Origin of the sequence: Qipengyuania citrea (genome assembly GCF_024171405.1) — a bacterium.
GTDB classification, from domain to species: Bacteria; Pseudomonadota; Alphaproteobacteria; order Sphingomonadales; family Sphingomonadaceae; genus Qipengyuania; species Qipengyuania profunda.
In genome coordinates, this window is sequence record NZ_JALJZT010000002.1 from 1,169,868 (window position 1) to 1,193,499 (window position 23,632).

Here is a 23,632-nt window from a genome sequence, read left to right on the forward strand (position 1 = left end):
GGCGGGAAGTTCGCTTCCCGCCCCTTTTGCTTGCCTATTCGGCCAATCGCATGCGGGGCAACGCCGGAGCGTCGCCCACCGGAATGCCGTATGTCTCGGTATAATCCGCAAATAGCGCATCCACCTCGCCCTCGCCCAGCCCGAATTCCTCGAGACTGTAGCGATGCGGGTGCCGCTTGAGCCGGGCCGAACGGTCGAGATAGTCTTCCATCCCTGCGACCGCGGGTTCCATCTCGAGATCGAGGAAGCGGTAGACGCGCTCCATCGTGCCGCGCCAGTCGGTTTCCATGTCTTCGTACTGGACATCGATCATCCTCTCGCGCGGGATCGCGTCGCGCGCGGCGCGCATCCGGGCGATCATGGTCGCGGTCTTGCCCAGCCAGTCGCGGCCGGTCTGCGCGGGATCGTTGTGATCCGAATAGATAATGGTCTGGTTCCACGCGAGCGAGGCAGCGCTGCCGACCACCTGTTTGGGATCGCGGTGGGTGAAGATCAGCCGCGCGTCGGGGAAGACTTCGAGCAGCGCGGGCAGGTCGAGCATGTGCTGCGGCGTCTTGAGGATCCACGGGCGCAGCGAACTTTCCTGCTGCGACCAGCCGATCAGGCGCAGCAGGTTGGCCATGTGCCGATAGGCGGGAATGGCGCTCTCCTCGTGGCACCATTCGGCATAGGAAGGCACGTTCCACTGCGCTTCCCATTTCATGCCGTACATCGAGGCGGCAACGAGGCCGAGTTCCTCCTCGGGCTCGTAGGCGCCGGTCGGATGGATCGACAGCGTGCGCGGATTGGCGAGCCGCGCGACCTTGAGGATGCGTGCGGCCAGCTTGGGCCGGAAGTCCTCCGCCTCGCCGGCGAGCACCTGCTCGAACTCGGGCCGCGGCACCGGGCTGATCGTTTCGAAACTGCGCAGATGGGCAAAGCGCTGGTCGGCTGCGAGCAGGCGGTGAAGCCGCGTGGTGCCCGACCGCATCGGGCCGACGATGACCACCGGGTTCTTGAGCGGGCGGGCGAGGATTTCCGGGTGCCGCTTGAACCACATCTGCGTGTAGAGCCGGTCGCGCAGCACGTGGTGAAACATCTTCATGGCGGAAAATTCGCCTGCCGCGTTGAGCTGGGCTTCGCGTTTCACGCTGTCGAGCAGGACGTCCAGGGGGCGTTCGAACCAGCGATCGCCGAAATCGTCGAGCCCGGTGGCCTGTACGGCCTCTTCCATGAGGAAGTCCTTTTCCAGCCGCGCCGGGTCCATCAGCCCGAGCTTGCGTCCGCCCCGGAGCACCCCGTCCGCAATATCGATAAAGCGCGTGCGGCGCGGCGGCTGGATCGGCTGGTCGTTCAAGCTGGCAGCCCTTTCAAGCTCTTCGATGTCCCCCTGAACGTCCGGGGCCTAAAGCGGTGCCCGCAAAAGGACAAGGTCGCCCCGCGGGAAGTGGCTGGCCAAGCGGGAAACGAAACGGCATAGGCCGGGCCATGCACGACATCGCTTACATTCGCAGCAATCCGCAGGAATTCGACGCCGCCCTCACCCGCCGCGGGGCCGAACCGGTGGCCGACCGCATCGTCGCGCTCGACGCGCACAAGCGCGAGGCGACGACCAAGGTCCAGCAGGCGCAGAGCCGCCGCAACGAGGCGTCGAAAGCAATCGGCCAAGCGATGGGCCAGGGCGATAAGGACAAGGCCGAAGCGCTCAAGGCCGAGGTCGCCGAGATCAAGGCCTCGATGCCCGAATGGGAAGAGGCCGAGCGCGCTGCGGCAGCCGAGCTGGACCAGCTGCTGGCGACTTTGCCCAACCTCCCCGCGGAGGATGTGCCCGATGGCGCGGACGAGAGCGACAATGTTGAACTGGCGCAATGGGGCGAGAAGCGCAGCTTCGATTTCGAACCCCGCGAACATGCCGATATCGGCTCCGCGCTGGGAATGGACTTCGAAACCGGCACCAAGCTGTCGGGTGCGCGCTTCACCTTCCTGCGCGGCGACATCGCGCGGCTGCACCGCGCGCTGGCGCAGTTCATGCTCGACAAGCAGACGCGCGAGAACGGCTATACCGAATGCAACCCGCCCGTGCTGGTGGGTGACGACGCGATGTACGGCACCGACAAGCTGCCCAAGTTCGCGGAGGATAGCTTTCGCACCACCGATGATCGCTGGCTGGTCCCGACCTCCGAAGTCCCGCTGACCTATTCGGTCGCAGGCGACATCCTTACCGGTCTCGCGCAGCCGATCCGCCTGACCGCGCATACGCTGTGCTTCCGCTCCGAAGCAGGCTCGGCGGGCCGCGACACGCGTGGCTTCATTCGCCAGCACCAGTTCGAGAAGGTCGAGATGGTCAGCATCTGCCGGCCCGAGGACAGCGAGACGGAGCACGAACGCATGACCAAATGCGCCGAGGGCATCCTCGAGGCACTGGAACTGCCCTATCGCCGCATGCTGCTGTGCACTGGCGACATGGGCTTTGGCGCGCGCAAGACCTACGACCTCGAAGTCTGGCTGCCCGGGCAGGGTGCCTATCGCGAGATTTCCTCCTGCTCGAACACGGGCGATTTCCAGGCGCGCCGGATGAATGCGCGCTATCGCCCCGAACGCGAGAAGAAGACCGCTTTCGTCCATACGCTCAACGGTTCGGGCCTCGCAGTCGGCCGCACGCTGGTGGCGGTGATGGAAAACTACCAACAGGCCGATGGCAGCGTCGCCGTCCCCGAAGCGCTGGCCCCCTATATGGGCGGTGTCACCAAACTGGAGCCTGCAGCCTGATGCGTATCCTTCTGACCAATGACGACGGCATCCACGCGCCGGGTCTCGCGGTGCTCGAGAAAATCGCGCGGCAGTTCTCCGACGACATCTGGATCTGCGCGCCCGACGAGGAACAGTCGGGCATGGGCCATGCGCTTACCCTCACCCGCCCCGTACGCCTGCGCAAGCATGGCGAACGCCGCTTTTCGGTGACCGGCACGCCGACCGATGCGGTGACCATGGGTCTGCGCAAGGTGATCGAGGCGCAGCCCGACGTGATCCTGTCGGGCGTCAACCGCGGCGCGAACCTCGCCGACGACATCACCTATTCGGGCACCGTCTCGGCGGCGATCGAGGGCGCGCTGGCGGGCGTCCGCTCGATCGCGATGAGCCAGGTCTATACCAAGGAGACCCGCAACAGCGATTCCGCCTTCGCCGCTGCGACCGAATGGGGCGCGCGGGTGCTCGGCCCGCTGCTCGACACGCCGCTGCCCAAGCGCACGCTGGTCAATGTGAACTTCCCCCCGATCGCGCCCGATGCGGTCAAGGGCGTTCGCGCGGTGCGGCAGGGGTTCCACGATTATTCGCGCGGCACGGTCGTCGAAGGACGCGACCCGCGCGGCTTCCAGTATTACTGGTTCGGCCTCGAGGCGATCGAACACACGCTCGACCACGGCACCGACCTCGAGGCGATCGACGAGGGCTATATCTCGGTCACCCCGCTCCAGCTCGACCTGACGCACCATTCGTCGCTCGGCGCGCTCGCGGCACGCTACGAAGGCTGAGCCGACGCTATGCTATTGACCCTGCGGTCTTCCGCGCGCACCTAGGCGGCGCATGAGCAGCGAGAAAAAGGTCGACCGGATCGCCGCAAGCACGCGGGTGCGGACCTATCGAGGGCCCAGTTTCCAGCCCTTGCGCCGCGCGGTGAAATTGCCCGTCTGGGGCGATCTGGGGATCCGGCTTGGCGCGGCGCTGTTCCTGATTTTCGTCGTGGTGCTGGTCCATTGGTGGGACCGCGAGGGACTGGTCGACAATCTCGACGGCGAGGTCAGCTTCCTCGACGTCGTCTATTTCACCATGATCTCGATCACCACCACCGGGTTCGGCGACATCGCCCCGATTTCGGACCGTGCCAGGCTGGTCGAGGCAGTCATCGTTACCCCGATCCGCTTTGCGGTGTTCTTCATCTTCGTGGGCACCGCCTACAATTTCCTTATCAAGCGCAGCTGGGAGAAATGGCGCATGGCCCGCATCCAGGAACAGCTCTCGAACCATATCGTGGTGCTCGGTTACGGCATCTCCGGCTCCGAGGCGGTGGGTGAACTGATCGAACGCGGCACCGATCCCAGCTGCATCGTGGTCATCGACCCGAGCGAGGATCGGCTGCACGAGGCCGAAGCACTCGGCTGCAATGTGATGGCGGCCGACGCCACGCGCGACCAGACGCTGAAGGCAGTGCGCATCGCCGAAGCGCAGAACGTGCTGGTTTCGGCCGGGCGCGACGACACGACCATCCTGATCACGCTCACCGTGCGAGCGCTGGCGCCGCACGTACCGATCAGCGCAGTGGTTCGCGCCGACGATAACGAATCGCTCGCGCGGCAGGCGGGCGCGAACAATGTCATCAACCCGGTTCGCTTCACCGGCCTGCTGCTGGCCGGCAGCGCCAAGGGCGAACATATCGCCGACTACCTCGCCGATCTCGCGAGCGTGTCAGGCCGCGTCCAGCTGGTCGAACGCGAGGTCACCGAAGAGGAATGCGGCAAGACCATCGGCGAGCTGACCACCGGCGGGCGCGGGCTGCGCGTCTATCGCAACGGACAGGCGCTCGGCTTCTGGGAAGAAGAATGCCAGAGCCTGCTCGCGGGCGACATCGTGGTTGAAATCATCCCGACCCCCAATGGCGAAACCCGCGGCGACGGGCACGACCGCGACGATCTGGACAATGGCTAAGCGCTAGCGGAAGAGCAGGAAGACCCCGCCCATCGCCGCCATGCCGACGATGAAATGGCCCGCATCGATCAGGAAATGCGCGAGGGTCTTGCGCAGGTAGAGATAGTTGATCCCGATCGCGGGCACCATGATCGTGGCGCCGAAGCCGAGCGCCATCATCATCACCGCCCGATCGCTTGCGCCGCTGCGCGCGATCCCGTGCCACAGCGTCAGCGAAATCACGAGTTCGGCCAGAAACGTCAGTCCGAAAATCAGCGCCATATTGCCGCTCTGGATTTTCTCGTCGCTCATTCCCGCAGCCTTCTGCCAGGCCTTGGAAAACAGCACGCCATACCAGATCGCGCCCACCAGAAAGAATGCCAGCGCGCCCAGCAACACCGCCAACCAGTTGATTTCGGCCATATCCCATCCTCCCCATGTCTCTCGATGCGCAGGAAGCTAGCCTAATTGGGCGCACGGGTGTAGGGGCGCGCGCAATCATGAGCACGACCACCACCGCAATCCCCGACCAGAAGAAGGTCGGCATGGTATCCCTCGGCTGTCCCAAGGCACTTGTCGACAGCGAGCGCATCCTCACGCGGCTGCGCGCCGACGGCTATGCGATGAGTCCCGATTACGCCGGGGCCGACGTGGTGCTGGTCAACACCTGCGGCTTCCTCGATTCCGCCAAGGAAGAGAGCCTGCAGGCGATCGGCGAGGCGATCGCGGAGAACGGCCGCGTCATCGTGACCGGCTGCATGGGCGAAGAGGCCGACGCGATCCGCGCCGCGCACCCGCAGGTGCTCGCAGTGACCGGCGCGCATCAGTACGAACAGGTCGTCGATGCAGTGCATACGCACGCCCCGCCCAGCCAGGGGCCCTATGTCGACCTGATCCCGCAGCCCGACATCAAGCTGACTCCGCGCCACTACAGCTATCTGAAGATTTCCGAGGGCTGCAACCACTCCTGCGCCTTCTGCATCATTCCCGATCTGCGCGGGAAGCTGGCCAGCCGCCGGATCGACGCAGTGCTGCGCGAAGCCGAGAAGCTGGTTGAGGCGGGCACGAAGGAACTGCTGGTCATCAGCCAGGACACCAGCGCCTACGGTGTCGATACGCGGCACGAGGAACGGCTGTGGAAGGGCAACCCCGTCCGCGCGCATATGACCGACCTCGCGCGCGAACTGGGCCAGCTCGACATCGGCGGCGGCACACCGCCCTGGGTGCGGCTGCACTATGTCTATCCCTATCCGCATGTTGACGCGGTCATCCCGTTGATGGCCGAGGGCCTGCTGACGCCCTATCTCGATATTCCGTTCCAGCATGCGAGCCCCAAGGTGCTGCGCGCGATGCGGCGCCCCGCAAACGAAGCCAAGTTCCTCGAACGGCTGAAGGGTTGGCGCGAGATCTGTCCCGAGATCGCGATCCGCTCCAGCTTCGTGGTCGGCTTCCCCGGCGAGACCGAGGACGATTTCAAATATCTGCTCGACTGGCTCGAAGAAGCCCAGCTCGACCGCGTGGGCGCGTTCCGCTTCGAACCGGTCGAAGGCGCGCGGGCCAACACCCTGCCCGATCCGGTACCTGAAGAGATCAAGGAAGAACGCTACGCCCGCGTGATGGAAGTCACCGAGCGGATCAGCGCCGCCAAGCTGGCGGCCAAGGTCGGCAGGAACATCCCGGTCATCATCGACGAAGTGGGCGAACCCGACGAGGACGGCGATGTCGGCGCGACCGGTCGCAGCGAGGCCGATGCCCCCGAAATCGACGGCGCGGTGTACCTGCGGAACGTGCCGCAAGGCCTAGCCCAGGGCGATATCGTAACTGTCTCAATTGAGGACAGTGATGCCCACGATCTGTTCGGGGTGGTAACCGAGTAAGCCCTCAATGGGCCGTTAACCTAGTGAAGTCACGCAATAGGCGTGGATGCAAGACATTGTTATACAACATATAATCTGCTGCGCGCGGCAACGAGACCGGCGGCAAGCGTGAATTCCCTTCACTCCAGTTCCTAAACCGGAATTTACCTTCGCAACCCGCGGCCCGGTTGGGTTACGAGGGATTCGCGCCCGCACCATCAAAACTTTCTTAAACTTAAGAGCGCCATAAGGGCGTTCGATGGGTGACCAACGCATCTCGAACCTTGCCGGGCCAATCCTCGCCCTTGGCCATTCGCTGTTCAGCGGACGGCTGATCGAGCGCCTGCGCCACATGCTGTGGGCGGGGCTGGTGAGCCTGGCCCTGTACGCCGTCTTCTTGCTGCAGCCCGCCGAACAGATCCTGTGGATGATCCAATCGCGGGTTGCCGATCGCACCCCGACCGGCGACGTGGTCTTCGTAGCTTCGAACGACGCGCTGAACGATCCGAACATCCCCCAGAGGCGGTACGAAGTGGCCGCCGCGCTCGACGAGCTGGACCGCCGCGGTGTGGGGAAAGTCTTCCTCGACGTAGCCTTTGCGGAATCGAACGATCCCGTCGCCGACGACCGACTATCGCGCGCCATCGCCGATCTCGGACCGCGGATCACGCTGGTCGACCGGATCGTAGAAGGAACAGGCGTCGAAGAGGTTCGCCGCGCCACATCGCCCACAATTGCCGGACCTGTAGCCCGGGTCGTATCCGATCAAACAGATCGCGACTGGCTGGGTTTTGCATGGAACCTACGCTACGCCTACACCATCGAGGGAACGACGATCCGTTCCTTCGGGGCCGCGATCGCTGGCGTTGAGGGAAGCCCCAAGTCCAGGTTCACGGTGGATTATGGGTTCCGCCATGATCTCATCCCCACCCTGCCCATTGCTGCTTTGGCGACGAGTGCCGAAGACGCGAAGATGCCAATCGAGATAACCGGGAAAACGGTTGTGGTGGGGCACACGGGCCAGGTTCCGGGAAGCCAGCAGCCCATCCCGCGCAAGATCGATGCAGCAGCCAGCTATGTCGATATCTATGCTGGTGAGACGCTCAAGGCAGGCCACACCGGCATCCTGCGCGGACCAGTGGTCCTGTCCCTGTTTGCCGCGCTTCTCCTCATAGCATTGCTGCTTTGCGCGAGCCGCAAGCATCGCTGGGTTGCCTATGGCGGGATCGTCCTTGTTGCACCGACGATCCTTATTTTGACCGCGAAGATCGGCGTCCGCGTCGAACTTTCCTACGCTCTTGCATTTCTGGCGATTTACGCCGTCCTGCGCTCGCGCATGCGCTGGAAGCGTCGCGTCGAAATGGTCAATCCGGACACCGGACTGCCGAAACTGCGCGCGCTCGAGGCGCGGCTGGTGCGCGATTCGATCGGCAACGGTCACATCGTCATCGCCAAGATCCAGAATTACGAACGCGTTTTGAAAACGCTACGGGCGGACGACAAGGGCAGCTATGTTCTCAAGCTCGTCGACCGGCTGCGCGCCGCCGATCCAAACCTCGCGGTTTACAGCGAAGGCCATAGCCTCGGCTGGCATGTGGCGAGCGACGAAACCGATGCAGTCGTAGAGCATCTCGAAGGACTGCGCGCGATCTTTGCCGCCCCGGTCCAGGTCGGCGGATTCTCGGTCGACGTAGGGATTACCTTCGGGGTCGCATCGATCGAGGGCGATCCGCCCGCGCGCCTGGCTGCTGCCGTCGCGGCGGCCGAGGAAACGTCCGAAGCCCATAATCCGATCGCCATCGCCGAAACCGGAACCGAAACCGACCTTCTGTGGGACATCTCGCTCCGCGCGCGGATCGACGAGGCGATGGAAGCCGGCGAGATTTACTGCGTCTACCAGCCCAAGATCGACCTCGCGTCGAAATCCATGGTCGGGGTCGAAGCGCTGGTACGCTGGCATGATCCGGCCCGCGGTTTCATTTCGCCGCTGCACTTTATCCAGCAGTGCGAAAAGGCCGGGCGGATGGAGCACCTGACCCGCTACGTCCTGCAAAGCGCCTGCTCCGCTGGTCAGCTCCTGCATTTCCGCGGCCGGACCATCTCCATGTCGGTCAACATCTCGGCCACCCTGCTGGGCGACATGCGCGTGGTTGGACTGGTGCGCAATGTGCTCCAGGCGACGCGGTTCGATCCCCAGTATCTGACGCTCGAGATCACCGAGACGGCGCGCATCTCCGATCACAACGTGGCTTCGAGCATCCTTCAGGAACTGCGTTCGATTGGCGTGCGCATTGCCATGGACGATTTCGGCGTCGGTGCGGCCAGCTACGAAGCGTTCTACGAATTGCCGTTCGACGAGATCAAGATCGACCGGCTTTTCATTACCAATATCGCCAAGGACCCGAAGGCTCGAGCCATCGTGTCGAGCATCGCGGCAATGGGTCGCGAAGCGCGAATCACTGTGGTGGCAGAGGGCCTCGAGAACCCGCAGGACATCGCCTTGCTCGAGCATGTCGGGTGCCAGCAGGTGCAGGGTTTCGCGTTTTCTCGTCCTCTCTCATTGTCCAATCTTTTGGAATATCAAGACTTTACGTCAGACAGGGCCATCGCAAACATGGTTTAGACTTTACAAACAGACATGGTTAATGAAATATAACTCTTGAGCAATCAGGAGGTACGACCATGTGGAATTTCTGGGAATGGCTGTTCGACGGCTGAATTTCATAACTTAAGTGATTCAAAGGGCCCCGTTTACGGGGCCCTTTTTCGTTTAGCAGGTGCGAAACGAACCTGCGGCTGCGGCGTTGACCCTTCATATGCCGATCTCCATCGAAACCCGCTTCGCCTTCCACCTGCCCGCACCAACCGATGTGCTGCTGCAATTCGAGGTGGCTGCCATCCCCGAACAGACGATCCTGTCGAGCGAGACGCGGCTGGGGGACAGCGAACATTGTGCCCGCGTCCCCGCGCGCGACCATATCGGCGAACGGATCTGGATCCGTGCCGAGGGCGATTTCGAAGTCGACTATCGCGCACGCGTCGAACTCAACCGGCAACTCGATACGCTGGAAGATATGGCCGCCCTCGCCCCGCACGAGCTGCCCGGCGAAGCGGTCGAATACCTCTTCGACAGCCGCTATTGCCCGGCCGACGATTTCCAGTCCTTCGTCGAAGCGCAGTTTGCCGGCACCACCGGCGGTGCGCGGGTGGCCGCGATCCGCGACTGGATCGCCGAACATTTCACTTACACGCCCGGCAGTTCGACCACCGAAACCGGGGCGGCGGAAACCTTCATCTCGCGCAAGGGCATCTGCCGCGACTATGCGCATGTTCTGGTGACGCTCGCGCGCGCCAGCACGATCCCCGCGCGCTATGTCGCCTGTTTTGCCCCCGGCGTGCAGCCTCCCGATTTCCATGCGATAGCAGAGGTCTTCCTGGCCGACCCAAGCCGCGCCGACGGGGGGACCTGGCAGCTGGTCGATGCGACCGACATGGCCGACCCGGCCGAAACCGTAAAAATCGGCGTCGGCCGCGACGCCGCCGATGTCAGCTTTCTCACCAGTTTCGGCCCCAACGACTTCCGCTCCAGCTCGGTCAGCGTGAAGAAAGAATAGGAATGCAGGCGGCTGGTGTGCATGAGTTGGCGCTGGTAACCGCATCGACCAGGAGTGACCAACCGATGATTGCCTGCCCCCGCGCATGAGTGTGAACGCCGACCGCCTGCTGCTCTTCGGCGCGACCGGAGACCTCGCGCAGCGCATGCTGCTGCCCTCGCTCTGCGCGCTGGATGCCGACGGCCTGCTCGAGCCGGACCTCAAAATCGTCGGCACCGCCCGCTCGGAAATGACCACGCGCGAATATCGCGACTGGGCGCGCGCCGCGCTGGAGAAAAATCTCCCCGACCACCGCCGCGGCGGTGTCGCCACCTTCCTCAACCGGCTCAGCTACGTACCCGTCGATGCCACGACGCCCGATGGCTATGACGAGCTCGCCAAGGAAGTCGGCGCCTATGACAAGGGTCTGGCGATCTTTCTGTCGACCGCGCCCAGCCTGTTCGAACCGACCATCGACGGGCTCGTCCATGCCGGGCTGACCGAAGGCAATGTCCGCATCGGGCTGGAAAAACCGCTCGGCACAGATCTCGCCAGCAGCGAGGAAATCAACAATGCGGTCGCCAAGGCGTTCAGCGAAGACCGCATCTTCCGCATCGATCACTACCTCGGCAAGGAGACGGTGCAGAACCTGCTCGCGCTGCGCTTTGCCAATCTGCTGTTCGAGCCGGTCTGGAACGCGACCTATATCGACCACGTCCAGATCACCGTCGCCGAAACGATCGGGCTGGAATCGCGCGTCGCCTATTATGACGACAGCGGCGCCTTGCGCGACATGGTGCAGAACCACATGCTGCAATTGCTCGCGCTGGTAGCGATGGAGCCACCGACGAGCTTCGATTCCACCGCCGTGCGCGACGAGAAGGTCAAGGTCCTGCGCGCTCTGCGACCGATCGCGAAGGGCGAAACCGTGACCGGCCAGTACCGCGCGGGCGCGGTCGATGGGGCCGCGGTCCCCGGCTATGACGAGGAACTAGGCAAGCCCAGCGACACCGAGACCTTCGTCGCATTGAAGGCGCATGTCGACAATTGGCGTTGGAAGGGCGTGCCCTTCTACCTGCGCACCGGCAAACGCCTGCCCGAACGCGTGACCGAAATCGTGATCCAGTTCCGCTGCGTCCCGCATTCGATCTTCGAAGGGCGCGGTGCGAGTACCAAGCCCAACCGCTTGGTTATCGGCATCCAGCCCGAGGAAAACGTCCAGCTGTCGATGATGGCCAAGGTGCCGGGGCTCGACCGCGAGGGCATCCGCCTGCGGCAGGTCCCGCTCGATATCGCCATGCCCGACGCCTTTTCGGGCACGGTCCGCCGGATCGCCTACGAGCGCCTGCTGCTCGACCTGATCGAAGGGGACCAGACGCTGTTCGTCCGCCGGGACGAGGTCGAGGCGCAATGGGAGTGGATCGATGCGATTCGCGCATTGTGGGAGCATGGGGAAATCACCCCCAAGCCCTATGGCGCGGGCAGCTGGGGGCCCAGCGCGGCCATCGCGCTGGCCGAACGCGACGGAGTGACCTGGCATGACGAATAAACCGCTCAACGACACGATCCACCGCGTCACCCAGCGGGTGATCGACAATTCGCGCGACAGCCGTAGCGACTATCTCGACCTGATGGACCGCGAAGGCGACCGGCAGGTCAACCGCGGCTCGCTATCCTGCTCGAACCTGGCGCACGCCTTTGCCGGGGCGGAGGAAGACCAGGCCGCGATCATGGCCGCGCGGGGGCCGAACCTCGGCATCGTCACCGCCTATAACGACATGCTCTCCGCGCATCAGCCTTACCACCGCTACCCCGAGCGGATGAAGATCTGGGCGCGCGAGGTGGGCGCTACCGTTCAGGTCGCCGGCGGCACCCCCGCCATGTGCGACGGAGTGACGCAGGGCGAAGCGGGGATGGAACTGTCGCTGTTCAGCCGCGACACGATCGCGCTGTCGACCGTCGTCGCGCTGAGCCATGCCATGTACGATGGCGTCGCGCTGCTGGGCATTTGCGACAAGATCGTGCCGGGCCTGCTGATGGGCGCGCTGCGCTTTGGCCATCTCCCCGCTATCTTCGTGCCCTCCGGCCCGATGGGGACCGGCATTTCCAACAAGGAAAAGCAGCGCGTCCGCCAGCTCTATGCCGAGGGCAAGGCGACCCGTAAGGAACTGCTGGCAAGCGAGATGGGCAGCTACCATTCCGCGGGCACCTGCACCTTTTACGGCACTGCCAATTCCAACCAGATGATGATGGAGATGATGGGCCTGCACGTGCCCGGTGCGGCCTTCGTCCAGCCGGGCGCCAAGCTGCGGCAGGAACTGAGCCGCGCGGCCACGCACCGGCTCGCGGCGATCGGCAAGTCGGGCGACGATTACCGCCCCCTCGCCCGCGTGGTCGACGAAAAGTCGATCGTCAATGCGGCGATCGGCCTGCTGGCCACGGGCGGATCGACCAACCACGCGATCCATATCCCTGCGATGGCGCGCTCGGCAGGCATCCGCTTCGACTGGGCCGATCTGGCGGAATTGTCCTCTGTCATTCCGCTCGTCGCACGCGTCTATCCCAATGGTTCGGGTGATGTGAACCATTTCCACGAGGCGGGCGGGATCGGCTATGTGATCGGCACGCTGCTGGATGAGGGCCTCGCCCATTCCGACATCATGACCATCTGGGATGGCGGGTTCGAAAGCTATTCGCGCGAACCCGGCATGGACGGCGATGCGCTGACCTGGCGCGACCCGGGCCCCTCGGGCGACAGCGAGATGCTGCGCCCGGCCTCCGCGCCGTTCGAACCCGACGGCGGCATGCGTCTGGTCGAGGGCAACCTTGGCCGTGCCTGCTTCAAATCCTCCGCCGTCGAACGCGAGCGCTGGATCGTCGAGGCACCGTGCCGCGTGTTCGAGACCCAGCATGAGGTGAACGAGGCGTTCAAGCTGGGCGAGCTCGACCGCGACGTTGTCGTCGTGGTCCGTTTCCAGGGTCCCCGGGCCAATGGCATGCCCGAACTGCACAAGCTCACTCCCGCGCTCGGTGTCCTGCAGGACCGCGGATACCGCGTCGCGCTGGTCACCGATGGCCGCATGTCGGGCGCATCGGGCAAGGTCCCGGCGGCGATCCACTGCACACCCGAGGCGCGGGGCGGCGGTCCGCTGTCGCGGCTGCGCGATGGCGATATCGTGCGGGTCTGCGCCGCCACGGGGACGCTATCCACCGAGGCCGATCTCGACAATCGCGATCCCGCCATGGCGCCCCCGCCCGAGACCGGCATGGGCCGCGAGTTTTTCGCGATGTTCCGCGCGAATGCCGATGGCGCCGAACAGGGTGCCTCCTCGATGCTGGCGCTGGCCGGGCTGTGAGCGTGGATCTCGTCAGCGTCGATATCGGGGGCACCCATGCGCGGTTCGCACTGGCCACCGTGCATGACGACGGGACGATCGTTCTCGGCGAACCCGAAACGCTGCACACCGACGAATATGCCAGCTTCCAGACCGCATGGGAGGATTTCCGCAAGCGGATGGGCGGCACCCTGCCCCCGCGCGTGGCGATGGCGATCGCGGGGCCGGTGGGGAGCGATGTCATCCGCTTTACCAACAATCCGTGGATCATTCGCCCCGCGCTGATCAAGCAGAAGCTGGGCGTCGAGAACTACTTCCTCGTCAATGACTTCGAAGCGGTCGCACATGCAGTGGCGCGCGCGCCAGAGGAGCAGTTCCTGCACCTTGCCGGGCCCGACGAACCGCTTACTGCCGATGGCACGATCAGCGTGCTTGGTCCCGGCACCGGTCTGGGCGTCGCCCACCTGTGGCGCTCGGGCAGCGATTACCGCGTGCAGGCGACCGAGGGCGGCCATATCGATTTCGCCCCGCTCGACAGTATCGAGGATGCGATCCTTGCCCGGCTGCGCAAGCGCCATACGCGCGTATCGGTCGAGCGGGTCGTCTCCGGACCGGCGATCGTCGACATCTACGAAACGCTGGCCGCAATGGAAAAACGCAAGACGCGGGACGAGGAAGATATCGCGATCTGGACCCGCGCCATGAGCGACGAAGAAAGCCTCGCCGCCGCAGCGCTAGACCGGTTCTGCCTGTCACTGGGCAGCGTCGCGGGCGATATCGCGCTGGCGCAGGGCGGCTTTGGCGGTGTCGTGATCGCGGGCGGACTCGGCTATCGTCTGCGCGACCATTTGCCCAAATCGGGTTTCGCCCAGCGTTTTCGCGCGAAGGGGCGCTTTGCTCAATTGATGGCGACCATTCCGGTCAAGCTCATCACCCATCCCCAACCGGGCCTGTTCGGCGCGGCTGCAGCCTTTGCCAGGAGACACGCTTGACCATTGCCGACATCATGCAGACCGCGCCGGTTATTCCAGTGATTGTGATCGATGAGTTGGAGCATGCCGAACCGCTCGCGCGCGCGCTGGTGGCGGGCGGGCTGCCAGTGCTGGAAGTGACGCTGCGCACGCCTGCCGCGCTCGATGCGATCCGCGCAATGCGCCAGGTCGAAGGCGCTGTGGTCGGCGCGGGGACGGTCACCAACCAGTCCGAGCTTGCCGCTGCAGTCGATGCCGGCAGCCAGTTCATCGTTTCGCCCGGGCTGACCGAACCGCTGGGCAAGGCTGCCATTCGCGCGGATATTCCCTTCCTGCCGGGCATCGCCAATGCGGGCGACATCATGCGCGGGCTGGATATGGGACTCACTCATTTCAAATTCTTCCCCGCGATGGCCGCCGGCGGCCTGCCCGCGCTCAAGGCCCTGGCCGCACCTTTCGGACAATGCCGCTTCTGCCCGACCGGAGGTATCTCGCTGGCCAATGCGCCCGAATGGCTCGGCTTCGATCCGGTCCTGTGCGTCGGCGGTAGCTGGGTCGCCCCGCGCGGCGCCGTCGACGAAGCGGAAGTCGAGCGTCTGGCGCGCGAAGCCGCCGCGCTGGCTGCTTAGTACCACCGCCGATCCGTCCCTGTGCGGGGCGTTCTTTCCAGCCTAGGTGGAAAATTCACCCATTCATGCGCATAATGGGTAGATGGACGTGATTCTGAAATGGATCGGCGGGGGAACCGTCGTCGCAGCGCTGGTGCTGGCGGGCGTCGCTGTGGGTGGCCGTGCAACCGCCGAAGCGGAAACGCCCGATGTGGTGGCCGCCGCGCCCGAGCCGGCGGTAGAACCGGTCGAAGTCCATGGCGCGCTTGCAGCCAAGGCAGTGGCCGATGCCAAGCGGCTTTACACTGTCCGCAGGATCCTGCCGATCGACGGACCGATCAAATATGGCGAGTGGCATTGGGACGACGAAGGCGTCCCCGATGGCCCGCTGCTGGTGACCGTCGACCTCGAAGCGCGGGTGATCTCGATCTTTCGCGGCGGGTATGAAATCGGCGCCGCGGCGGTGATGCTCGGCACGGACGAGCATCCGACCCCGACCGGTGTCTTCCCGATCCTGTGGAAGCAGCGGCACAATGTCTCCGAGAAATACGGCAATGCGCCGATGCCCTGGAGCATGTTCCTGACCACCGACGGGGTCGCCATCCATGGCGGCAGCGTGGTCGAAAACGGCTATGCCAGCCATGGCTGCATCGGCGTGCCCGACGACATCGCCAAGCGTCTGTTCGCGATCGCCAAGAAGGGCGACAAGATCGTGATCACCAGGGGCGAGCAGATGACCGTCGGCGACAGCATCATCTGATGTGTGTCAGCCGCTGCGACGCGGCGGTTCGGGCGTACAGATAAATCTATCGCCGCGCCGTTCGACCAGCACACCCGCGATATTGCCGCGCCGATCCGCCGCTTTCAGGAATGCGGCGACCTCGCCGTGCGAAATCTCGCCGCCAAGAATGGCAATGGCACGTGCGACCAGCCGCGCGGAGGTATCGCGCGTGGGGCCGACCGGCACCGCAACGCGTGCATCGCCGATCACAGCCGCATCGTCCCACAATTGGTCCGCGACTATCTCTAGCGCCTGTTCCGCCTCCTCCAAATGCGACGCGGAACGGGCCAGCGCCATGGGGTCGATCCAGTCGGCTGCCTCCAGCGCACGCCGGATACGCACCCGATCGTAGCTTTGGTCGCGGTTGCTCGGGTCCTCGGCAAATGGAGTTCCCAGACGCTCGACGAGATCGCGTAGCTCCTGCTTGCGGAACGCGAGCAGCGGGCGAAGCACGGGAACCGCGCAGCCCGCGATCATCGTCGACGAGCGGATGCCTGCAAGCCCCGCCAACCCGCTTCCGCGGTTGAGGCGCATCAGCAGCGTTTCGGCCTGGTCGTCGGTATGGTGCGCCGTGGCGATCGCGGCCAGTTCGCGCGCCTGCGCCCATTTGCCCAGTGCCGCATAGCGCGCCGCACGCGCGCGGTCCTGCACATTGCCCTCATCCACGCTGACATTGAGCAAACGGCACGGGATGCCCCGGTCCGAGCAGACCCGCGCGACCAGCGCGCATTCCTCGGCTGCCTCGGCGCGCAGGCCATGGTCGACCGTCGCGACCTCGATCGCATCGCCGAGCAGGTCATGCGCCAATGCCAACAGCGCCATGCTGTCGGGCCCGCCCGATACCGCGAGGCCCAGCTTTCCGTTCAGCTGGAAGCGGTCAAAAGCCGCTTCGAAGCGCGCTAGCAGCGCGGGAGCGATATCCCCGTCAATTGCACGTCACCTTGCCGCGATTGGCCTCGTACTGGCTCTGCAAGCGGCCCGCGGCGAGCGCGGGATAGGTTTCGGAGAATTCGGCCAGCGCGATGCAGGCACGCCGCGTGTCATCGAGCGCGATCATGGTCTCGGCAAGATACAGGAGGCTGTCACCCGCGCGCGCGCCGGTCTTGTCTTCCTGGTAGTTTTTGAGGAACCACGGCGCCGCTTCCTTGGCCTTGCCGTCATCCAGATAGGCCCGGCCGAGCAGGTTGCGGCCATAGGTCGTGCGCCAGTGATCGGGATTCTGCTCGACGAACAGCGTCAATTGCTGCTGCGCTTCGGGGAAGAAGCCCGCATCCCACAGGCGGAAGCCATAGGAATATTCGTCGTCCGCCGCATCGTCGGTCTGCGGTTTGGCAATCGCCTGCACTGCGGCGACACGTTCCTCGCTCGGCCCAGCGGGCGTCGCCGTCGCGGCAACATTGCGCGTTGCGCCCGTACTCGCGGCAGGCGTGGCAGTGGGCGTCGGCGCCGCGACCGTGGTCGATCCCCTACCACCTTCGAGCGTATCCATCCGCTCGCTCAGCAGGCGGATCGCATTGGCGTTTTCCTCGTTCAGCGCAGTCTGGCGCTGGAGTTGCGCTTCGAGCGCGTCGAGCCGCGTCAGAATGTCGGTCACCGCCGTGGTCGACGTGCTCGGCGCGGTCGAGGAAACAGTCGGCTGCGCCGAGATCTGGGGTTCGAAAAAGCGCCCGTCACCGCCGGGGAAGACCTTGCGCTGCAGCGCCCGCACCTCGGCTTCGAGCCGGCGCATGCGCGCTTCGTCATTGCCGTCCTGCGGCAGCGCCGGCGTCGCAGTCGCCAGCAAGGCAAAACCCGCCCCGAGAAACGACAGGTTGCGGGTAATCGATCCGAAAGTCATCGGGAGGCTCCTGGTGGGATGTCCGTAGGCGGCGGAAATTGCCCTAGCCCCGCGAATCTGTCGAGGCCATGAAACGCGCTTATCCCCCCTTCGGAAGGGGAAAATTAACCGCCGTCGGCGGCAGGAGAGGCGGGAGTTGCCGGTCGTTCGGCGCGCGCCAGCAGGGCTTCGGCGGTGATCGGCGCGTCCTTGATGACCTCGTCTACTTCGGACAGCTTGGGGACCGAACGGCCGCCCACGGTGATCGCCAGCGCATAGGGCCGACCGGTCCAGACCTGCGGCCCTTCGGCATCGGCGGGCACGGTGAAGCTGTCACCCTCGGCCATCTGCGCCTCGTACAGACGCTCGCCATTGGCGTCGTAAAACTTGACCCAGGTACCATCCATCTCGCTGGTGAAGACCACCGGACCCGCAGCCGCGGGGGCCGCTGCCTGCGCGGGTGCATCGCCGTTCGCGGCCGTGTCCGCAACCTCGGCCTTCGGGTCCTGCAGCGGCGCAGGCCCCATGCCGGGGGCAAAATAGCTGCTGTAGAAGGCGTAGATCCCGCCCAGCAGCAGCACGGCTGCGAACAGCGCGAACCACGCCAGTCCGCGCCCCGGGACGCGCGCCGGATCGCCGGGCTCGAACTTGGCGGGCGCATCGCCGGCATCTTCGCCATCGGCCAGCTCCAGGCGGGCCTGTTCCACGATCTCGCGTTCATCGAGCCCAACCAGCCGGGCATAGGTGCGCGAGAAACCGACCGCATAGGTTCGTGCGGGGAGATCGGCGAGCCGACCGTTCTCGATAGTCAGCAAATGGCGCTGCGGTATGCGAGTCTCTGCCGCGACCTGCGTCAGCTCCATCCCCGCGTCCTCGCGCGCCTGCTTGAGCCGCGCGCCGACGGTGCCGGCTGGTACAACCGGTTCCTGTTCAAGAATTTCTTCGTCGCTCATGCGATCCCCGATAATGCGATCCTGCGGTTTTCCCGCATGTGGTCTTGACGCAGGAAAAGCGAACCCGCGGTACGCCTGTCAAGCATGCATCATAACACAGTTGGTATCTATGGACGAGAAGAGGCGGTTTCGCGACGAAATCAGTCGAGATCGATATCGCGTTCGCTCGCCCATTTGTGCAACTCGGCGCGCATGTCTTCGGGCGGGGAAGCCAGCAGGCGCGTCATATGCTCGGTCAGTTCGGCCAGATCGACCTTGCGCACCAGTTCCTTGATCGGGCCCACCGCGGCGGGCGTGATCGACAACCGCCGATAGCCGATCCCGAGCAGCGCCAGCGCTTCGAGCCGCCGCCCGCCCATTTCGCCGCAGACGCCAAGCCGGACATTCTGCCCGACCAGCGTCTGCGAAACGCGTGCTAGGAAGCGCAGGATAGCCGGGCTGAGCCAGTCGTAGCGCTCCGCTAGCTTGGGGTTGGCGCGATCGGCTGCAAACAGGAACTGCGTGAGATCGTTGGTCCCGACCGAGATGAAAGACAGCTTGGGCGCCAATACGTCGAGCATGTCGGCCAAGGCCGGCACTTCGAGCATGCAGCCATATTCGATCGTTTCGGGCACCAGCTTGCGCCGGTCGCGCAGGAAGGCGAGCTGTTCGTCGAACACTTTCTTCCCGGCATCGAACTCCCATGGCTCGCTGACCATCGGGAACATCACCGAAAGCGTGCGGCCCGCCGCGGCTTCAAGCAGCGCCCGCGCCTGGGCCTTGAGCAGCCCTTCGCGTTCGAGCGAGAGCCGCAGCGCGCGCCAGCCCATCGCCGGATTCTCTTCCCGCTCGGCCACGGCATTGGCGAGATAGGGGACCACCTTGTCGCCGCCGATATCGACCGTGCGGAAGATAACCGGCTTGTCGCCCGCCGCGTCGAGCACATCGCGATAGAGCCGCATCTGGCGGTCGCGCTGCGGGAGGGTGGAGGACACGAGGAACTGGAATTCGGTGCGAAACAGCCCGACGCCGTCCGCGCCGCTCATCGCCAGCGCGCTCATGTCGTCGCGCAGGCCCGCATTCATCATCACGGTGATGCGCGTCCCATCGCGGGTGAAGGGCTCGACATCGCGCAGTTCGGCGTAGGCAGCCTGTTTTTCGCGCGTCCTGGCGAAGCGGGTCTCGAATGCCTCGAGCACCTGCTGGTTGGGGCGCAGAGTGACCCGCGCCCTGTCGGCATCGAGGATCACCTCGTCGCCTTCGGCCACCCGCGTCCGGATACCTGTGACGCGGCCCAGTACCGGAACGCCCATGGCGCGCGCCACGATCACGACATGCGCGGTGAGCGAGCCTTCCTCCAGCACCACACCCTTGAGCCGGCGCCGGTCGTATTCGAGCAGTTCGGCCGGACCGAGATTGCGCGCGAACAGAATCGTGTCACGCCGCAGCCCCTGCGTCGCCGCCGTGCCAAGCTGGCCAGACACGATCCGCAGCAGGCGATTGGAGAGGTCCTCCAGATCGTGCATCCGGTCCTGCAGCAGCGCATCGTCGATCTCGCGCATGCGCATGCGGGTGCGCTGCTGGACGCGTTCGATCGCCGCCTCGGCGGTCAGCCCGCTGTCGATCGCCTCGTTGATCCGGCGGCTCCAGCCTTCGTCATAGGCGAACATCTTGTAGGTCTCGAGCACTTCGACATGCTCGCCGCCCTTGCCGAATTCCGCTTCCTTGCCGAGCGCGTCGATCTGGTCGCGCATCTTGTCGAAGGCGCGATAGACGCGCTGGCGCTCGGCTTCGATATCCTCGGCCACGACCTGATCGATCTCGATCCGCGGCTGGTGGAAAACCGCGTGGCCTGCCGCAAGGCCTTTCACCAGTGCCAGTCCCTCGAGCACATCGTTCTCGACATGCGTAACCTCGAGGTCGATCGGCCCTTCGCCATCGACCAGTTCCTTGTGCGCGATCAGTTCCGACAGGACCATGGCGGTGGTCTGCAACGCCTCGATCTCGATTTCCTCGTAGCGGCGCGGATCGACATGCTGGACGCACAATACGCCCACAGCGCGTTCGCGGTAGACGATCGGCACACCGGCAAAGGAGTGGAACTTTTCCTCCCCCGTCTCGGGGCGATAGGCGAAGTCGGGGTGGGCCTTGGCCTCGGCCAGGTTGAGCGTTTCGATATTGTTGGCGATGGTCCCGGTAAGGCCCTCGCCCACGGCCAGCCGCGTGACGTGGACCGCTTCGGCATTGAGGCCCTGCGTCGCATACAGCTCCAGCGCGCCTTCGCGCAGCAGGTAGATCGAGCAGACCTCGCTCGACAGGCTCTCGGCGATGATCTCGACCACGCGGTCGAGTTTGTGCTGTGCATGGGTACGCCCGGCCATGACCTCGTGCAGGCGCGTAAGTATCTGGCGGGCGGAAGCAACTGCGGACATGCCTCAGCCTATAGCAAATAACTGGTCGGGCGGAAGCGGGGCACGTGGCCCCGCCCCCCGTTTGCCATTGTCAGCAGGAAGCGATCTCTTCCTTGATCCGGAGTTTCTGCTTCTTGATCTGCTGGATCATCGCGATGTCGGGTGCCGGTCGGATCTGTTCCTCGTGCAGGCGGACCTCGAGACCGGCGTGCTTGGCTTTGAGCGCGTCGACATGGGATGATTGCATCGGGTTGTCTCCTTGACGGTTGTTTGACCCCAGGAGCGACTCGTACGCTTGCGCGGAACGAGCCGCAGACCAGGTAACAAACCACAGGATTGCCAATTTACAAAGAGCCTTGTTGTGGGCATGCGACAAAGCGGTCGCGAGGGGCGATTGTCCGGAAAGGTCGGCGTGAACGAACAGGAACTGCGCAAGAGGCTCGCGCTGCTCCGCAGCGAGCATCGCGATCTCGATGTCGCGATCGCGGCACTGACTCACGCGGGCGAGCAGCGGGGCTTTACCGACCAGTTGCAGATGGCCCGGCTGAAAAAGCGCAAGCTCGTGCTCAAGGATCGGATCGCCGCGATCGAGGATGTGCTGCTGCCCGATATTATCGCCTGATTCCCGTAGCTTGCGCCGCACCCGCTGTCTTGTGAGCGGCGCCGTGGTTAATCCGCTGGAAGGAATGACGCGAAATGCGTAAGAAAAGCGCATGTCGGCCCGCGATATCAACGAAGAGATCATCGAAGATCTCTACAGCGCAGCGCTTATGCTCGCCGATGATGCGCGCGCGGCTTTCGACCTGCGCTGTGACGATACCAGCGCCGATCCCGACGACCTGACGCGCGTAGCGCTGTCGATCGAGGGGCTGCGCGCGACCACCCGGTTGATGCATGTGCTCGCGTGGTTGCTCAACCAGCGTGCCTATATGGCGGGCGAGCTGTCCGAGCAGCAGCTTGAGCGCTGCGGCACCCTGCCCGAGGAACGCGAAGCCGATGCCGACAATCTTGCCCGGCTCGAACCGAGCACCCGCGCGCTGATCGAGGACAGCGAGCGGTTGCATGCGCGCGTGGCACGGCTCGATCGCCACCGGCGCTCGCAAGTCGTGGCAGCCACGCCGGTTGCCTCGCTGCAAGGGCGGATTGCGCAGGCCTTTGCCACCGGCTGATCAGGCGGCGGTCAGTGCCCGCGCGTAACGTGCCAGGCGGGCTTCGCGCACGTCCCCGGTCATCTGCGGATTGAACGTTTTTCCGCCGCCGCGCATGGCCTGCGCGGCCTTTTCGAGACTAACCTGCATCCCGCATCCCACAGCAGCGAGGATGGCGGCGCCGAGCGCGGTCGTCTCGACGAAATCGGGCCGTTCGACTTCGAGAGCGAGAATATCGGCCAAGTCCTGCGCCATCCAGTCGTTGGCGCTCATCCCGCCGTCGATATGCAGGCGGCACCAGGGGGCCCCGTCCGCGGCGAAGGCGCTTGCCAGATCATGCGTCTGGTGTGCCATCGCCTCGAGCGCCGCACGCGCAATCTGCGCGCGCCCGCTGGCAAAGCTGAGGCCCGAAATGACCCCGCGCGCATCGGGGTTCCAATGCGGCGCACCCAGCCCGGCGAGTGCGGGCACGATCACCACCTCGCCGCTATCCTCGATCGAGCGCGCCAGATCCTCGGTCTCGGCAGCGCTGCCGATCAGGCCAAGCTGGTCGCGCAAATACTGGATAAGGCTGCCCGCGACGAAGCATGAACCCTCGATCGCGTAGGTTCGCACACCGTCCTGCTGATAGAGCACCGTGCCGAGCAACCGATGCTCCGAGCGCGGGATGTCCTGCCCCATATTGGTCAGCACGAAGGCCCCGGTGCCGTAGGTCGCCTTGGTTTCGCCGAAACCAAGGCACCCCTGCCCGATCGTCGCCGACTGCTGATCGCCCGCCAGCCCGCAGATCGGAACCGCCGCGCCCAGCCACTGCGCAGCGCAGGTCGCCAGCTGCCCATGCGTGTCGACCACTTCGGGCAAGGCGGCGCGCGGCACGCCGAACAGTTCGCACAGATCCTCGTCGAACTGCGCCCCGTCGAGCGGGAGCAGCAGCGTGCGGCTGGCATTGCTCGCATCGCTCAAATGCGCGCCGCCCGACAGTTTGTAGACCAGCCAGCTCTCGACCGTGCCGAGGGCCAGCGTGCCGGTTTGCGCAGCCGACCGGACACCCTCGTCATGGTCGAGCATCCAGCGCATCTTCGTGCCCGAGAAATAGGGATCGAGCAGCAGGCCGGTGCGCCGCTGCACTTCCGGTTCATGGCCATATTGCTTCATGCCCGCGCAGAAGCCCGCGGTCCGCCGGTCCTGCCACACGATCGCACGTGCCAGCGGCTCGCCGGTCTCGCGGTCCCAGGCAACCACCGTCTCGCGCTGGTTGGTGATGCCGATGGCGGCGATCCTGCCGACATCGTCTCCGGTCACTTCGCGCGCGCAGGCGAGCGTCTTGTCCCAGATCTCGGCGGCATCGTGCTCGACCCAGCCGGGCCTGGGATAATGCTGCGTCAGCGCCTGCTGCGCGACCGCTTCCATCGTGCCGTCGGCGGCGAACATCATGGCCCGTGTGGAGGTGGTCCCGGCGTCGAGGACGAGGATGCAATCGGCCATGCTGTCTCCCATGCAAGCGGCGAGACGTGACATG

21 protein-coding genes are annotated in these 23,632 nt (G+C 64.9%); 13 read left to right on the plus strand and 8 right to left on the minus strand.

What is annotated here, in order from left to right:
* Positions 1 to 34: 34 nt before the first annotated feature.
* Complete coding sequence (locus J2S32_RS06705; protein ID WP_253518925.1) at positions 35 to 1,336, minus strand: sulfotransferase family protein; 1,302 nt, start codon at positions 1,334 to 1,336, stop codon at positions 35 to 37.
* Between the two features lie 131 nt (positions 1,337 to 1,467).
* On the opposite strand from J2S32_RS06705, the gene serS reads away from it, so the two are divergent.
* From serS to J2S32_RS06720, 3 genes are read left to right on the plus strand one after another with little or no spacing between them, the layout of a single operon-like run.
* Entirely contained in the window at positions 1,468 to 2,748 is a 1,281-nt protein-coding gene (gene serS / locus J2S32_RS06710; protein ID WP_253518945.1) for a serine--tRNA ligase, read from the plus strand.
* Positions 2,748 to 3,512 (plus strand): 5'/3'-nucleotidase SurE, encoded by a 765-nt coding sequence (gene surE / locus J2S32_RS06715; protein ID WP_253518948.1) that lies wholly within the window; start codon positions 2,748 to 2,750, stop codon positions 3,510 to 3,512. Before serS ends, surE begins: the two co-directional genes overlap by 1 nt.
* 52 nt (positions 3,513 to 3,564) lie before the next feature.
* On the plus strand, positions 3,565 to 4,683 hold the full coding sequence (locus J2S32_RS06720; RefSeq protein WP_253518965.1) for a potassium channel family protein: 1,119 nt from the start codon (positions 3,565 to 3,567) through the stop codon (positions 4,681 to 4,683).
* Positions 4,684 to 4,686: 3 nt separating this feature from the next.
* Here the strand turns inward: J2S32_RS06720 and J2S32_RS06725 are convergent, their stop codons facing one another.
* On the minus strand, positions 4,687 to 5,085 hold the full coding sequence (locus J2S32_RS06725) for a DUF1761 domain-containing protein (RefSeq protein WP_253518968.1): 399 nt from the start codon (positions 5,083 to 5,085) through the stop codon (positions 4,687 to 4,689).
* A gap of 77 nt (positions 5,086 to 5,162) precedes the next feature.
* Here J2S32_RS06725 and rimO point away from each other — a divergent pair, with 77 nt between their 5' ends.
* The 8 genes from rimO to J2S32_RS06765 all read left to right on the plus strand — a co-directional run bounded on the left by rimO (position 5,163) and on the right by J2S32_RS06765 (position 15,785).
* Positions 5,163 to 6,539: a 30S ribosomal protein S12 methylthiotransferase RimO gene (gene rimO / locus J2S32_RS06730; protein WP_253518972.1), complete on the plus strand. Its 1,377-nt coding sequence runs from the start codon at positions 5,163 to 5,165 to the stop codon at positions 6,537 to 6,539.
* A 238-nt stretch (positions 6,540 to 6,777) separates the two neighbouring features.
* On the plus strand, positions 6,778 to 9,141 hold the full coding sequence (locus J2S32_RS06735) for an EAL domain-containing protein (RefSeq protein ID WP_253518975.1): 2,364 nt from the start codon (positions 6,778 to 6,780) through the stop codon (positions 9,139 to 9,141).
* Positions 9,142 to 9,334: 193 nt separating this feature from the next.
* Complete coding sequence (locus J2S32_RS06740; RefSeq protein ID WP_253518978.1) at positions 9,335 to 10,132, plus strand: transglutaminase-like domain-containing protein; 798 nt, start codon at positions 9,335 to 9,337, stop codon at positions 10,130 to 10,132.
* 85 nt (positions 10,133 to 10,217) lie between these two features.
* Complete coding sequence (zwf, locus tag J2S32_RS06745) at positions 10,218 to 11,660, plus strand: glucose-6-phosphate dehydrogenase (protein WP_253518981.1); 1,443 nt, start codon at positions 10,218 to 10,220, stop codon at positions 11,658 to 11,660.
* The gene (gene edd, locus J2S32_RS06750; protein WP_253518984.1) at positions 11,650 to 13,467 is read left to right on the plus strand and encodes a phosphogluconate dehydratase; all 1,818 of its coding nucleotides are present in this window, start codon (positions 11,650 to 11,652) and stop codon (positions 13,465 to 13,467) included. Before zwf ends, edd begins: the two co-directional genes overlap by 11 nt.
* Before the next feature lie 2 nt (positions 13,468 to 13,469).
* The gene (gene glk, locus J2S32_RS06755; protein WP_420493538.1) at positions 13,470 to 14,438 is read left to right on the plus strand and encodes a glucokinase; all 969 of its coding nucleotides are present in this window, start codon (positions 13,470 to 13,472) and stop codon (positions 14,436 to 14,438) included.
* A gap of 14 nt (positions 14,439 to 14,452) precedes the next feature.
* Positions 14,453 to 15,046 (plus strand): bifunctional 4-hydroxy-2-oxoglutarate aldolase/2-dehydro-3-deoxy-phosphogluconate aldolase, encoded by a 594-nt coding sequence (eda, locus tag J2S32_RS06760; RefSeq protein ID WP_253522998.1) that lies wholly within the window; start codon positions 14,453 to 14,455, stop codon positions 15,044 to 15,046.
* An 82-nt stretch (positions 15,047 to 15,128) separates the two neighbouring features.
* Positions 15,129 to 15,785, plus strand: a complete 657-nt coding sequence (locus tag J2S32_RS06765) for a L,D-transpeptidase family protein (protein ID WP_253518991.1) — start codon at positions 15,129 to 15,131, stop codon at positions 15,783 to 15,785.
* Positions 15,786 to 15,791: 6 nt separating this feature from the next.
* Here the strand turns inward: J2S32_RS06765 and tilS are convergent, their stop codons facing one another.
* From tilS to J2S32_RS06790, 5 genes are all read right to left on the minus strand, one after another.
* A complete protein-coding gene (gene tilS, locus J2S32_RS06770; RefSeq protein ID WP_367398990.1) occupies positions 15,792 to 16,736 on the minus strand; it encodes a tRNA lysidine(34) synthetase TilS in 945 nt (314 codons plus the stop codon).
* The gene (locus J2S32_RS06775; protein ID WP_253518998.1) at positions 16,732 to 17,643 is read right to left on the minus strand and encodes a tetratricopeptide repeat protein; all 912 of its coding nucleotides are present in this window, start codon (positions 17,641 to 17,643) and stop codon (positions 16,732 to 16,734) included. Before J2S32_RS06775 ends, tilS begins: the two co-directional genes overlap by 5 nt.
* Before the next feature lie 104 nt (positions 17,644 to 17,747).
* The gene (locus tag J2S32_RS06780) at positions 17,748 to 18,575 is read right to left on the minus strand and encodes a helix-turn-helix domain-containing protein (RefSeq protein WP_253519003.1); all 828 of its coding nucleotides are present in this window, start codon (positions 18,573 to 18,575) and stop codon (positions 17,748 to 17,750) included.
* A gap of 140 nt (positions 18,576 to 18,715) precedes the next feature.
* A complete protein-coding gene (ptsP, locus tag J2S32_RS06785) occupies positions 18,716 to 20,986 on the minus strand; it encodes a phosphoenolpyruvate--protein phosphotransferase (RefSeq protein ID WP_253519007.1) in 2,271 nt (756 codons plus the stop codon).
* A 70-nt stretch (positions 20,987 to 21,056) separates the two neighbouring features.
* Positions 21,057 to 21,212, minus strand: a complete 156-nt coding sequence (locus J2S32_RS06790; RefSeq protein WP_253519010.1) for a YdcH family protein — start codon at positions 21,210 to 21,212, stop codon at positions 21,057 to 21,059.
* A gap of 165 nt (positions 21,213 to 21,377) precedes the next feature.
* On the opposite strand from J2S32_RS06790, the gene J2S32_RS06795 reads away from it, so the two are divergent.
* Together J2S32_RS06795 and J2S32_RS06800 are read left to right on the plus strand one after the other, a co-directional pair.
* Positions 21,378 to 21,587 carry a YdcH family protein gene (locus tag J2S32_RS06795; RefSeq protein WP_253523001.1) on the plus strand — a complete coding sequence of 70 codons (210 nt, stop codon included), beginning with the start codon at positions 21,378 to 21,380 and terminating at the stop codon, positions 21,585 to 21,587.
* A 91-nt stretch (positions 21,588 to 21,678) separates the two neighbouring features.
* On the plus strand, positions 21,679 to 22,134 hold the full coding sequence (locus J2S32_RS06800; RefSeq protein WP_253519015.1) for a DUF1465 family protein: 456 nt from the start codon (positions 21,679 to 21,681) through the stop codon (positions 22,132 to 22,134).
* Here the strand turns inward: J2S32_RS06800 and J2S32_RS06805 are convergent, their stop codons facing one another.
* The gene (locus tag J2S32_RS06805) at positions 22,135 to 23,598 is read right to left on the minus strand and encodes a glycerol kinase (protein ID WP_253523004.1); all 1,464 of its coding nucleotides are present in this window, start codon (positions 23,596 to 23,598) and stop codon (positions 22,135 to 22,137) included.
* Between the last annotated feature and the right edge of the window lie 34 nt (positions 23,599 to 23,632).